General features: G+C 42.2%; 8 protein-coding genes, 1 tRNA gene and 2 pseudogenes. 6 read left to right on the forward strand and 5 right to left on the reverse strand.

Going from position 1 to position 14,399, the window contains the following annotated elements:
* Positions 1-160: 160 nt before the first annotated feature.
* From AM228_RS24630 to AM228_RS31245, 4 genes and pseudogenes are all read right to left on the reverse strand, one after another.
* Positions 161-6,043, reverse strand: coding sequence for a WD40 repeat domain-containing protein (locus AM228_RS24630; protein WP_054469583.1), 5,883 nt, complete (start codon positions 6,041-6,043; stop codon positions 161-163).
* Entirely contained in the window at positions 6,033-6,212 is a 180-nt protein-coding gene (locus AM228_RS33480) for a hypothetical protein (RefSeq protein WP_156332031.1), read from the reverse strand. The genes AM228_RS24630 and AM228_RS33480 overlap by 11 nt, the downstream gene beginning before the upstream one ends.
* Before the next feature lie 21 nt (positions 6,213-6,233).
* Entirely contained in the window at positions 6,234-6,449 is a 216-nt protein-coding gene (locus tag AM228_RS35680) for a DUF4007 family protein (protein ID WP_231636934.1), read from the reverse strand.
* Positions 6,450-6,808: 359 nt separating this feature from the next.
* Positions 6,809-7,102, reverse strand: a pseudogene (locus tag AM228_RS31245) (NAD(P)/FAD-dependent oxidoreductase); the annotation flags it as partial.
* A gap of 299 nt (positions 7,103-7,401) precedes the next feature.
* Between AM228_RS31245 and AM228_RS24645 the strand changes: the two are divergent.
* The 6 genes from AM228_RS24645 (at position 7,402) to fba (ending at position 13,917) form a co-directional block, all read left to right on the forward strand.
* Entirely contained in the window at positions 7,402-7,935 is a 534-nt protein-coding gene (locus AM228_RS24645; RefSeq protein ID WP_054469586.1) for a hypothetical protein, read from the forward strand.
* Between the two features lie 191 nt (positions 7,936-8,126).
* Positions 8,127-9,224 carry an amidoligase family protein gene (locus AM228_RS24650; protein WP_054469587.1) on the forward strand — a complete coding sequence of 366 codons (1,098 nt, stop codon included), beginning with the start codon at positions 8,127-8,129 and terminating at the stop codon, positions 9,222-9,224.
* A gap of 115 nt (positions 9,225-9,339) precedes the next feature.
* Positions 9,340-11,349, forward strand: coding sequence for a CapA family protein (locus AM228_RS24655; protein ID WP_054469588.1), 2,010 nt, complete (start codon positions 9,340-9,342; stop codon positions 11,347-11,349).
* 111 nt (positions 11,350-11,460) lie between these two features.
* Positions 11,461-12,330, forward strand: coding sequence for an aldose epimerase (locus AM228_RS24660; protein WP_054469589.1), 870 nt, complete (start codon positions 11,461-11,463; stop codon positions 12,328-12,330).
* Positions 12,331-12,396: 66 nt separating this feature from the next.
* Positions 12,397-12,468, forward strand: a tRNA-Lys gene (locus AM228_RS24665).
* 369 nt (positions 12,469-12,837) lie between these two features.
* Positions 12,838-13,917, forward strand: coding sequence for a class II fructose-bisphosphate aldolase (gene fba, locus AM228_RS24670; RefSeq protein WP_054469590.1), 1,080 nt, complete (start codon positions 12,838-12,840; stop codon positions 13,915-13,917).
* A gap of 223 nt (positions 13,918-14,140) precedes the next feature.
* Here fba and AM228_RS34540 read toward each other — a convergent pair.
* Positions 14,141-14,399, reverse strand: a pseudogene (locus tag AM228_RS34540) (calcium-binding protein); the annotation flags it as partial.

The raw sequence follows: 14,399 nt of genomic DNA on the forward strand, positions 1-14,399 counted from the left end.
GTGTTGACAATTTTGGCCGCATGGAAGTGCGATTCCCGCTTCGGGATCTGCTCTCGCGAATCGCGCTTCAACCAAGCAAGCAAAAAATTATTGGTAGGGTGTGTTAGTCGCTCAATAAATTCTCACTTTTAACCAGCCACTTCTAATAGCGCCGTAACCACTATTCGTAATCGTCGATCCAATTGTCATTATCATTTATATGGTCACGATTATATTCAATATAACTTATATAATCACTATAACTACTAATATAATTCAAAGAACGTAAACCGTCATCTACTTCATCCAAAATAGATTCTATTTCATCGCAACTATAACCGTCATAAAATAGCTGACTTTTATTGAATTTAAACAATTTTTTATCAAAAGCAACACGGATAAATACTCTTGGTTTTGCATCAAAATTTTTTCTTAACACCGTTATTTTTTCTGGTGGTGTCAGATTTTTTAATGGCTTACGGACTATAGTGAATTCTACCGAACCACTAATTCGTTCAATGCCTTGTGCTAAACATAGCTGAATGAACCAGTTGAGCATTCGACGAATCAAATTTAGAATCGTTTTGAAAACCCATTGCTCAACCCCATCGATTAAAATATTGATCCAGGTTGAATCACTGGTTATTCCTTGATTATCCACAAAATTATCAAAATTTTCAGATAAAAAATCTTCGACGAAACTTAAAGACAGAAGCCAATCTAAAATTTTTAAATAAATTCCCAGTGCGACGATTTTTAATCGCTGGTGTGATTTAGTTTCTTTAGTTGTGGTTGCTGTAACTAAAAAATTTCCTAGGGCATTAAGGTCTGCGGTGAATTTACCCTTTTCATCAATTTCACCTCCGGTAGCTTCCCAGGTAATTTTAATGGTCTCTGGATCTATTTGATTCCCATACTGGTCAAATGCGATCGCCTTAAAAGTATAGCTTTCTCCTTGCTCAAGTTTGATCGGTTGACCATCTGTTTCTATTTGCAATCTTCGCACAACAGGCAGCAAAGTCACTGTAGCTTGAGCCGAACAAGATGATCCCAATAAATCAGTAGTAGCGGTTACTGTGACTTGATTATTTTTATAATTGCCAATAAACAAACCTTCACGATTAATTTTGCCGCCGTGAGTACATTGCCACTTAATTGACTTATAGAATGTTTCGTCAGAAATTGGTTCATTTTTCTGATCGAAGCTTAAAACTTGAAACTGATAACTTTCCTGGGGTTCTACAGATATCTGATTGGGTTTAATTTCAATTCGTTTCAAGACTTGAACGACTGTGATATCCGTTGATTTACTAATATCTGTTTCAATACTTTTTACTGTAATGGTAAATGTCCCTTTAGCATTTTTGTCAGGGATGAAAGTGCTACCCTCCATTTTGCCGCCACCAGTGACAGTCCACTCGACAGAACCAATACCTATGCGACGACTGCGTTGATCCCAACCCTGAACTGTGAATTCTTGTTGTTGATCTGGCTTGATTTTAGCATTAGTTGGCCAAAGGTCGAGAAACTTTAGTTTAGCTGGTTCTAATACTTTTAGCAATGTGGAAGTAGTAATATATTGGACTGTAGCAGTAATCGTTACAGTTTCTTCAACATGACCCGCATAAAATTGTCCATCATCATCAATGATGCTGTCATGTTTGATCTGTTCTTCAATCGTCCAGGTCACTGGTGGTAACTGATCAATTTGACTACCGACTTGATCAAAGCCCTGAACCGTGAAATAAGCGCATTTTTCAAATTCAATTTCTAGATTATTCTCATAAAATTCCGCATCACCACCTGATAACCGGATAGCCAATTCTCGTAAAACCGGAATAATTTCCACAATAGCTTTAGTACGGTGTGTACCCACAATAGCCGTTACCTGAAAATTTCCCTTTTCATCGTTGCCAGCCACAAAATTTCCTTGAGCATCAATTCTTCCACCTGTGGCTTCCCACTTCACCTCATCAATCTTGATCTCCTCATCTTTCTGATCGAGTCCAATGACCTGAAATTTTTGACTTTGATTGGGTTCGAGGGATATTTGCGCGGGGTGAATTTGAATTCGTCTTAAAACTGGGATAACAGTGATATTTGCTTGGGTTGATTTAACGATTCCTTTTGCAACTGCTTTTACTGTGACCGTAAATGACCCTTTAGCATCATTGTCAGGAATGAAAGTGCTACCTTCCATTTTGCCGCCACCATTAATAGTCCATTCTTGAGAATCAATATCTATGTGGCGATCGTATTGATCCTTACCCTGAACTGTAAAAGTGCGTCGCTCGTCTGGTTTAATTTCTCCGGTTTCTGGTGCAATTACCAAAGAGTGTAATTTAGCGGGTTCTAAAACTTTTATGGATTTGGCAGCAGTAATATTTTTGACCGTAGCGGTAATCGTTACATTTTCTTGAGCATTACCAGCAGAAAATTTTCCGCTAGGCTCAATCCTGCTGGAACATGGAATCGGTTCGGAAATATTCCAAGTAACTTCTGATAAAGGAATCATTTGACTGGATGATTGATCGACTGACTGATAATACCCTTGAACCGTAAAATCAATCCACTGCCCAAATTCAATTTTTATAATTTCTGGTTCCTGGGGACAAATCACCACGCTAGTGAGTTTTTTAACAAAAACTAATGCCTCAGCTTTTTTTTGCCCAACTGTGGCTGTCACTTTGAAATGACCACTATTTTTCCCCGCCAGAAAATAGCCAGTTTTCTCATCAATTGTTGCGTCGTGGTTCTGAGATTCAGGTTCACTGATTTGCCAATTTATCTCTAAAATTTGAATTTCCGCTTGATGCTGATCTAAGCCAGTTACTTGAAAAGTACAACTCTGTTCAGTTTCCAGTTCAACTTCTGATGGTGAGATGGTTAATTCTCTTAAAACTGGAATAATTTCCACATCGGCTTTAGTACGGTGTGTACCCACAATAGCCGTTACCTGAAAATTTCCCTTTTCATCGTTTCCAGCAATAAAATTTCCTTGAGCATCAATTCTTCCACCTGTGGCTTCCCACTTAACCTCATCAATTTTCATCTGCTCATCTTTCTGATCGAGTCCAATGACCTGAAATTTTTGACTTTGATTGGGTTCGAGGGATATTTGCGCGGGGTGAATTTGAATTCGTCTTAAAACTGGGATAACAGTGATATTTGCTTGGGTTGATTTAACGATCCCTTTTGCAACTGCTTTTACTGTGACCGTAAATGACCCTTTAGCATCATTGTCAGGAATAAAAGTGTTACCTTCCATTCTGCCACCATTAACAGTCCATTCTTGAGAATCAATATTTATGTGGCGATCGTATTGATCCTTACCCTGAACTGTAAAAGTGCGTCGCTCGTCTGGCTTAATTTCTCCGGTTTCTGGTGCAATTACCAAAGAGTGTAATTTAGCGGGTTCTAAAACTTTTATGGATTTGGCAGCAGTAATATCTTTGACCGTAGCAGTAATCGTTACATTTTCTTGAGCATTACCAGCAGAAAATTTTCCGCTAGGCTCAATCCTGCTGGAACATGGAATCGGTTCTGAAATCTTCCAAGTCACTTCTGATAAAGGAATCATTTGACTGGATGATTGAACCACTGATTGAGCAACTGATTGATAACAGCCTTGAACTGTAAAATCAATCGACCGATCAAATTCAATTTCTATAATTTCTGGCTCCTGGGGAAAAATCACTAAGCTAGTGAGTTTTTTAACAATAACTAATGCCTCAGCTTTTTTTTGCCCAACTGTGGCTGTCACTTTGAAATGACCACTATTTTTTCCCGCCATAAAATAGCCAGTTTTCTCATCAATTGTTGCGTCGTGGTTCTGAGATTCAGGTTCACTGATTTGCCAATGTACCTCTGGAGTTTGAATTTTATCTTTATGCTGATCTAAGCCAGTTACTTGAAAATTACAACTCTGTTCAGTTTCTAATTCAACCTGTGATGGTGAAATGGTTAATTCTCTTACAACTGGAATAATTTCCACATCGGCTTTAGTACGGTGTGTACCCACAATAGCCGTTACCTGAAAATTTCCTTTTTCATCGTTTCCAGCCACAAAATTTCCTTGAGCATCAATTCTTCCACCTGTGGCTTCCCACTTCACCTCGTCAATCTTCATCTCCTCATCTGTTTGATCAAATCCAATGACCTGAAATTTTTGACTTTGATTGGGTTCAAGGGATTTCTTTTCCGGTTGAATTTCAATTCGTCTTAAAACTGGGATAACAGTGATATTTGCTTGGGTTGATTTAACGATCCCTTTTGCAACTGCTTTTACTGTGACCGTAAATGACCCTTTAGCATCATTGTCAGGAATAAAAGTGTTACGTTCCATTTTGCCGCCACCATTAACAGTCCATTCTTCAGAATCAATATCTATGCGACGATTATGTTGATTCCAAGTCCGAACTATAAAAGTGCCTCGATCATCTGGTTTAATTTCTAAGTTTTCTGGTGAAATTTTCAAAGAGTGTAACTTAGCGGGTTCTAAGACTTTTATGGATTGGGAAGCAGTAAGATGTTTGAACGTCGCATTAATCGTTACAGTTTCTTGAACATCACCAGCATAAAAATTTCCCTCCCGATCAATGCTGCCATGACCTTGAAGAATCTGCCAAATTACTCCTTTTAACAACGGAATTGGAGAATAGTGCTGGCCATAGAAACCTTGAACCTGCAACTGGATACATTGCCCAAATTCAATTTCTTGATTACTGGGAGAAATTTCCAAAGATTCTAATAACGGTCTGGAAACTCCCTCAATGGTCTGAGTAATTTCTCCAGTATTTAAATTGAAAATACTGATCCAATTATAAGTACCCATAACCAGATGATTCTTATCTAGGCCAAAAGTCACAACCTCATCTCGTAGATGATAAACTTGGGGTTCAAAATCATGCCCAAAAAACTGCTGAATTATTGAGAGATAATAAAGAATCGGATTACGGGCATTCTCTCCCACAATAAATAATCTTGTGTCGCTGGCTTCAAGCACCAGACAGTTAATTGCAGACTGATTTAAATCATAGGTTTTAAGACAAGTCCATTGACTCTGAATAAATTGTGTAATATCTTCGCGAGATTTTGGTAAAATAGAACTCAATACTTTTCCGAGGAACCCTAAATTACTTAATCCTTTTTTCGGAGTCGGCTGATTTTCATTGGCATCAAGTTGCCAAACTCTGATTTCTCCATCACGACTGCCGCTGATTATCTTGTCACTTTTTGAATTAACCGCGATCGCCTGTACCCAGTCGGAATGCCCGTCAAGGGTTTGCAATAAAATTCTTTGGTTTAAATCCCATAATTTAATGGTTTTGTCAGCACTACCACTGATGATAATATTGCCATTGAGTGCGATCGCAATTGATGAAACGCTGCCAGAATGCCCTTCAAAAGTATGAATCAGCTTACCGCTTTTTATTTCCCACAACTTTAGGGTAGAATCTGCACTGGCACTAATAATTTTTTTACCATCTGGAGTAATTGCCAGCGCATTAACCCAGCTTGAATGGCCTATTAGATTATGGCGAAGTTTACCACTATTCAAATGCCAAATTTTAATTGTATTGTCAGCGCTACCACTAGCAATAATTGGCTCATTCAAACTGATAGCCAGGGACAAAATCCAGTTTGAATGTGCTTCAATGGTGCGAATGAGTTTACCTGTATTCAAATCCCAAAAGCGGATAATTTTCCAACTGCCTCCCGCAAGAGTTTGACTGTTAGAAGCGATCGCTAATGATGAAATGGTATCTGTGGGAAAAGCAAATTCTGTTGGACTTGGATGATCGGGATAAGCAAGATAAGGATCATGTCCCTGCAATACCCAATAAGCTGCCTGCTTGATTTGTTCCGAGTCATCCTCAAGCGCTTGCTGAATTATCAAATCTAATCCTTGCTGCCCATATTTGAGTGCATCGAATAGTAGCGCTACTTTTTCAGGGATGTTACTACTTATTAATCGCTGCTTCAGGTTGGCAAGTTCTTGTATATCGATAGGATCTATTTGAGTTTGATTGCCATCTTTGGATTGATTGTAATTATTGTCCATGATTTAACGATAATGTATTATTTATGGTTAACTTTTGTAAAAAAACGTCAGGATTTTTTCTGCGATCGCCTAACCATCCTGAAGTTCTATTATATTTGATATAGGAGCATTTTAAACCCTTATATACATAAGTTTGTCGATCGCCGATCATAGAGTGAATATTAGACATATTCAAAAATTTTCAAAGCTTTTAGCCTATTCCTTTCTGGCTCTCTAGGGAGGTGCTTTTATGCGGAGGGAGCGGGACGGTTGGGGGAATCGAGAAATAATCCGGGGTTTTTTTCGCCGCATCAAAGCCTTTTTTAATCCAGCCAAAGCGGGGGTGAAATGTCTCATGGCGGGCAAAAACAGGATTAACAGGATTGGCGATATCGGGCAGATTCATGTCAAATTGAAGTTGGAGCACGATTACTTATTTCTTATGGTTTACTTTCTTCTAATTAGTCTAGCACTTAAATTAATAATTTTTTTAAAATTGCACTTAACTATCTAATTTTTTAGCGGTTATTCTCTGGATTACAGATTTTTTCTATATTCCCGCATATAGCGCTGACGCGCATGCTTCGCTAACGCGGTAATGACAATTTTTTTGTACTTTATAACCCTGAAAAGTGCTATATCTATCCATCCCTTGACCCGCTAACCAGCTAGTTGTTCAAGCAGGAAATTGAAACCCCCGGTAATTCCATCAATATCTAAGATTTTTACAGCCAAAAATAGACCGGGACAATGGCGAATTTCCATTGTTTTAAACTCGACTTTTTTATCTTCAGGAGCTTTAGGCTGAAACCGTGTAAATGCCCCCCGTAACGCTTTGCCCCCTCTGGGATAATTTTGGCCTAAAACTGCTATCAAAGCAGCGGTGGGTGACATTGCAGCGACCCCCACCAGAAATCCGCACTTTACTCAGAGGTTGCCGTCCCGCTTCTAATAAAATTACTTTCGCTTTTGGGTTGGCTTGGGTACAGGCGATCGCGTAAGCGGTGCGAAGCACTATCGCGCCAAAAAAGCCAGCCGCCCCCCGCCAATTACCACAACTTGTAAACGATTTAAACTCATTTGATGGGTTTTATTTTGGGTATTTTTGTTACGATCGCTCATTGTATTGACTCTGGCGATCGCATTCTTAAATTATCAAATATTTTTTAAGATTCTGGTTGCGCTGGAAATTTTAGCTGCCGTCCCAACAGGTCTATGAATCCGCCTGAGCCAAAATCACCCTTAACCCCAACGATTGATGCATCGGTTATAATAATGGTTATAATAATGGTTATGATAATTTTTATGCCGCTGATTTTTGCCTGAGCCATCCGGTTGAGGTATGTTGGTATAACTAAAAAAGTGAGGCACAATCCATCATGCTAAATACTAAACTTTTCAGCCTGTTTATTACCTGGTTTATTTCCACAGTTTTAATCGTCGCCGCTACCCCATCGAAAGCCGCCGCCCAAGCCGCCCAAGAGATAGAAAACCTTTCGGCGATCGCAGATAATTCGGCTGAGATATTATTAGCTCAAACCCTACAGGAAAAATTAGATGCTTTTTTTAGTTACGGAAAATATACTTATTGTGATGCCAAAATTTTAGGCAACTATTGGGGTCAATCAGTGGTTGACGCTAAAGTTTTGATGGGTCAAAAAATTTTAGCAGGCGAGCGATCCCTTGCTTACTTAGAACAGTATCAAGTTGATGCTCAAGTTCAAGCTTTATCGGATCCCGAACCGAGTATTTGCTTTTTTTATGAAAAGGGATATACCTACGATGATGCCGTTGCCTTGGCTGAATTTTGGTTTAAAGAAAGTCCGTGGGAAGCGAAGCTTCAGGCAGAAAAAAATTTCATCTTAGGCAAAGATGAAGTTGTAGAAAATGCCTTAAGATTGGCCAGACGTTAATAGGATTAAGTGGGAAACATCCTAGGGGCATTGCCCACCATTCGTATGGGTCATCCCATTCCGTAGGGGCGAATGGCCATTCGCCCCTACAATGAATGGCCATTCGCCCCTACACCCTATAAATCACACAAAGCATCTGCGATCTAGTCAATCCTAAAATTGATTTTTGGGATATTTTTTTGATAAAAAATATGAAAAAATTAACCTGGAAAATTGGATTTGAAATCGAACTATTAGCCCCAAAGGGATTAAGTAGGCAAAGTTTAGCCCTGGCGATCGCCCATCAATATGGCGGAATTGTCCGGCGCTTTTTTCACCCCCAGTCGGAACCCAGTAAAGTTCCGGGAAATCCTGTATTTCATAACCTGACTCTGGGGTTTGAAGTAGTCAACCAACAAGGGCAATTAATTGCCCGTTGTGTCGATGATATCACCCTGCAAGAGGACTTAGAAAAAAGCTGCCCACCTTCACCCGGTTGGTATCGCATTGTTAGCGATGATTTGCGATTATTGCACTTAATCAAACAACAAGCAAATCCTGATGCTGAATTATCAGAAGTTTTGCTACCTATCGCTCAATTATTTGGCACAGAACTGACAGCAGGAACCGGGGGAATGTGCCGCGTCACCGATGAAATTGGTTCCCCCATTGCCATTGCTGCCCCTCTTCCCGGAGAAAGAGAACGCCCTTGTGAATTGATTACTCCGCCCATTGAAACCGACCATTTTAATAAGCTGGAAACCTTATTAAAAATTGCCCACGATTTAGGCTTTACCATTCCCGCAGAAGCGGCAACTCATTTTCATTTTGATGCTACACCTTTATGTTCAACGCCAGTATTTAGTAATCTAGTTGATATATTGTGGCAACAGGGCGATCGCTTACGGACAGAAGTTGGCACCAATCCTAAATGCCGTCGTTTAGGCAAATGGCCAGATGAATTGATGAAATTAGTCAACACTCCCGGATTTAGAGAACTGTCTTGGGCAGAAGCTAAAATTCATCTGAAAAAATTAAATCTTTCTAAGTATTGCGATTTTAATCTCAAAAATTTTATTTATGAAATTCCCGATAAAAATACCTTTGAAGCGAGAATATTTCCGGGGTGGATCGACCCAGAACCGATCGCCAATGCCGCAGGGTTAATGGAAAATATTTTATTTCAGGCGCTCGCGTACAGCGGCGCGGATGCGCCATCGCTGGTTCCGGGACTTCAGCAGCGGAGGCTTCAGTCGCGGGGGGCGAAAGCCAGCATTGCGGATTTGCTCCAAATAAATAATAACGAATAATTAATAACCAAGAAATAAGAATATGAGATAAGATAGCAACCAGAAAAAATCATAAATCCTATAATTCAGAAAAAGTCTCTTAAAATAGAGAACTGCGCTGCCGGAGTAAACGAGAATGACCAGTTTCAATCCTATTGCTTACCCTTCCATGTTTCAACTGGCGCGGGGCGGAAATTTTCGCGCGATCGCCTGTCTCATCAATAGCTACTTAGCCCCTTATGGCATCTATGTCCGAGCCCAACCCGTTCATGCCGGTTGCCTGCCGTTAAAAGTCGAGTTTGAATCCTTGCCCGACCAACCGGAACTGATCGGCGTAATGCGCGATCGCATCATTCAGTTCATCTGTCATCACCTGTGGCGACTCAACTCAGAAGTCATTGAAGGCGTGCGGATTGTCGGTTTATGGTCAGGCAACGGACAGCCCAACGTGCTCTGGCATCAATCCGTGCGAATTGTCACCCCAGCCAACCGACGGCGACAAAAGCACCTGATCGCCTTGCAAGCCCAAGCCAGAAAATTACTTAATTTTAAAATTAATCGTTTATTTTTATTTACCGGGTTTTCTGTCGTCTCGTTTCTGATCGGCTTTTCCCTAGTCGCCTCTCAGCTTCAGCACAAGTCAGCCAGCAACCTAGATCGCCAAAACCCCAAATCACCGGTCTCCGTTGACCGTGCCGACGAAAGCAAAAACCAACGTAAAGATAACCAAGTAAAAGCGGCATTAGAAGAAGTCAAAGTCGTTCCACATACCGATGTCAAAAACCCATCTGACCCCACGGTGACAATGATGTTTGCCGGTGATGTCACCCTGGGTTACGCCTTCGAGGACTTAATCGGTCAAGACTATCAGTGGGCCTTTGATGCCATGCCGGAATATCGGGACGTAGATGTGGCAATGGTCAACTTAGAAGGAACCCTGACCACCGCCGAAACGGAATACGAAAAAACCTTTAACTTTAAAGCCCACCCAGAACAAGTGGAGGTTTTAACTCATGGCGGGGTTGATATTGTCAATTTAGCCAATAATCACGCAATGGACTATCTCGACACGGGCTTACAAGAAACTTTGGCCACCTTGGAACAAGCGGGAATTCATTCTGTGGGCGCGGGAATGAACCTCACCGAAGCCCGACGGCCAGAAATTCTGGAAGTCAAAGGTCAACGAATTGCTTATTTTGGCTACTATACCGGGGAAGATCACCAGGCGACGGACCATGCAGCGGGCACCAACCCAGCCTTAGAAGCCCGAATTGCTGAAGATATCCAAGCCATTCGCGATCAAGTGGATTGGATTATTGTGAATTTTCACTGGGGGGTAGAATTGTCCAACTATCCCGAAACTTGGCAGAGTAAATTGGCTCATTTCGCCATCGATCGCGGGGCTGATGTGGTGGTGGGTCATCATCCTCATGTGTTGCAAGGTTCAGAAATTTATCGCGGTCGTCCAATTGCCTATTCTTTAGGGAATTTTATTTTTGGTGGCAATGCTCGCAGCGATTACGATACCGCTGTGTTAAAGGTATCTGTCCGGGAAAAACAAATGAAGGTGGAATTTTTGCCGGTGGAAGTGCGGAAATATCAACCAAAAATCGTTCAAGGAGAACGGGGCGATCGCATTCTGGCAGAACTAGCCATGTTCTCCAATATCTTTGAGCAAGCGATGAGTTCCCCCATGATTTTGGATGCGAAATCATCCCAAGTTATTGCCGATCCAGAAAATTCCGTCTTTGCCTCCAACCTCACCAGCAGCGCAGAAAACATCCCCAATGCAGCGGGGAACAATCCAATCAACAATTCAACCATAGCCAAAACCCCTGATGGCGAAACCATTACATTTCCCCTCAACACCACTGATGAGACGGGCACTTTTGCACAAAGCTCCTTTACATCCGCACAAGACGGACTGGAAATTGCCATTCCCTCGGAACCGGAACCAGGAAAAACCCCAGCCACCTCCGATCCTGCTTTGACCAGCCCTGAACCGGAATCATCGAATTACCTGGCATTGGCTACGGGGACAGCGGTTGCCATTGCCGTGGCTGCTGGTGCAGCGATCGCGACTAACAAAAAAAAGGGGGGACGCAAACCGATTCAACTGCCCCTATTGCCGAATCTTCGTGGATAATCGATCCTTGCCGTTGACGGTTCTGGATTAATTGTGTAATGCTCACGGTTGGCTAGTAAAAATAGCCAGCCGCAATTTTTTCATCATCCAATACCAATACAGACTTATCAAATGTTTGCGATCGCTGCTGAACAAAAACAATATAAAACCTACAGTCTCATTGATCGTGACGCCAACGCCCTCGTAGAAGTTGTCCCCGAAAGGGGCGGCATCATCACCCGTTGGTGCATCAACGACACAGAAATCCTCTACCTTGATGCGGAAAGATTTGCCAGCCCAGAACTATCGGTCCGTGGGGGCATCCCCATCCTCTTCCCCATTTGCGGCAATTTGCCCGATAACACCTATATATATAAAGGCAAAAAATACAATCTCAAACAGCATGGGTTTGCCCGGGATCTGCCCTGGGAAATCACCGAACGCATGAGCAAAAATTTTGCGGGCATGACCATCACCCTAGTCAGCAACCCAGAAACCCTCAGACTATACCCCTTTGACTTTCAACTGGCATTTACCTACATCCTCGAAGGCAACACCTTAACCATTCGCCAGAGTTACAGCAATTTCAGCAACCACCCGATGCCCTTTTCCTGCGGATTCCATCCCTACTTTGCCGTAGCGGACAAATCCCAGCTAAAAATTGACCTTCCCTCCAGTGAGTATATCGATCACATCACTCACACCAATCACCCCTTCAATGGCACCTTTGACTTTAACCAGCCCGAAATAGATGTCGCCTTTCCTCAGTTAAGCGATCGGTCAGCCACCGTCACCGACCCCAGTCGGAATTTGCAAATTACCTTAGAATATGACACCCCCTACTCTGCCTTAGTCTTTTGGACCATTCAAGGAAAAGACTACTATTGTTTGGAACCCTGGACTGGGCTGCGTAATGCATTAAATACAGGCGATCGGCTGATTCACCTAGAACCGGGCGGCACCTTTGAAACCGTCACCAAGCTAGTCGCCAAAATTTTTTAGCAAAACACTTGCTTTTTCTCGCAGCCTGTGTTAAGTTAATTAAGGTGTGTTAAATAACACATCAACGGGTCGCTAACTCAACGGTAGAGTACTCGGCTTTTAACCGATTAGTTCCGGGTTCGAATCCCGGGCGACCCATTTTTAAAAGTGAATAGTGAATAGTGAATATTGAATAGTGAATAGTGAATATTGAATAGTGATACTTTTTTTGTAAGGGCGAATGGCCATTCGCCCCTACGACTTTTCACTTGTACGGGCGAATGGCCATTCGCCCCTACGACTTTTCACTTTCCCCAACCACCCACAGCCAAAGAATCCCTACCCAACAAACAACAAATAACCAATAACAAATAACAAATAATAAATATAGTAGCTATAGAATAAATCTAGCAAAAAAATCTTAGATATAATTCGACATAATGTAAAAAATATCTTAAGATTGACCGTATATATTTAAACTTGTCCGAAAACCACTCGCTCACAACCAAGTAATCAGGAGGCTTATATATGGCGCTTGTACCTATGCGACTGCTGCTGGATCACGCGGCTGAAAACAACTATGGTATCCCTGCCTACAATGTCAACAATTTGGAACAAATCTTGGCAATTATGAAGGCTGCGGATGCAACCAACAGCCCAGTAATTCTGCAAGCATCTCGTGGTGCTCGTTCCTACGCTGGTGAATACTTCCTACGTCATTTGATTCAGGGAGCAGTGGAAAGCTACCCCCACATTCCCATTGCCATGCACCAAGATCATGGTAATGCTCCTTCTACCTGCTACTCTGCCATTCGCCACGGTTTTACCAGTGTGATGATGGATGGTTCCTTGGAAGCTGATGCCAAAACTCCAGCCAGCTTTGAGTACAACGTCAGCGTCACCGCTGAAGTGGTAAAAGTTGCTCACTCTGTGGGTGTTAGCGTTGAAGGCGAACTGGGTTGCCTGGGTTCTCTGGAAACCGGCAAAGGTGATAAAGAAGATGGTCACGGGTTTGAAGGCACCCTCAGCCACGATCAACTGCTGACTGACCCCGATGAAGCGGTTCAGTTTGTGGAAGCCACCCAAGTGGATGCTCTGGCTGTCGCGATCGGCACCAGCCACGGTGCATACAAATTCACCCGCAAACCCACTGGGGAAATTCTGGCCATCAGCCGGATCGAAGAAATCCACCGTCGTCTGCCCAATACTCACTTGGTGATGCACGGTTCTTCTTCTGTGCCTCAAGACCTGCTGGAACTGATCAACCAGTATGGTGGCAACATCCCCGAAACCTACGGTGTACCTATCGAAGAAATTCAAAAAGGTATCCAAAGCGGTGTGCGGAAAGTGAACATTGACACCGACAACCGTTTAGCCATTACTGCGGCTATTCGTGAAGCGGCTGCCAAAGATCCTTCCAACTTTGACCCCCGTCACTTCATGAAACCAGCCATGAAGTATATGCAAAAAGTTTGCGCCGATCGCTATGAAGCCTTTGGTTGCTCTGGCAACGGCACCAAGATCAAGCAAATGACTCTGGATGAGTTCGCCGCTAAATATGCCAAAGGTGAACTGACTGCCGTTTCCAAGAAAGTCGTAACCGTCTAATTTGGGACAAAAAAACCCGGTTTCTTCAAGAAACCGGGTTTTTTGTTTGCTTCCCAAGACTAAGAAACCGGGTTTCTTATTTGCTTAAATTAGAGATAATTTTACCACAGAACTCTGCCGGACACAGAGAGATATTTTTATTCGTGTCCGGCAGAGTTCTGTGGTGAAAATAAACCACAAAGGCACAAAGGACACAAAGAGAAGAAACCCGGTTTATAAACACCTACACCATTAACGTGAAATCAGCGCTATCAATCAAACTAACATCAACACCCGTTAATGTGGCTAACAATTCATTGCCACGGGCTATTAAAGTATTCCCATTACTGCCAGTAATACTTAACTGATCAAAGGTTAAACCAACGGCTAATCCAAGTAGGTCAATACCATTAGTAAAGTCCAGAATTGTATCAGAGCCAAAGCTAGATTGCAGGACAAAATAATCTTTGTCTGCATTACCAATTAGGGTATCATCGCCTTCA

Origin of the sequence: Planktothricoides sp. SR001 (assembly GCF_001276715.1) — a bacterium.
GTDB classification, from domain to species: domain Bacteria; phylum Cyanobacteriota; class Cyanobacteriia; order Cyanobacteriales; family Laspinemataceae; genus Planktothricoides; species Planktothricoides raciborskii.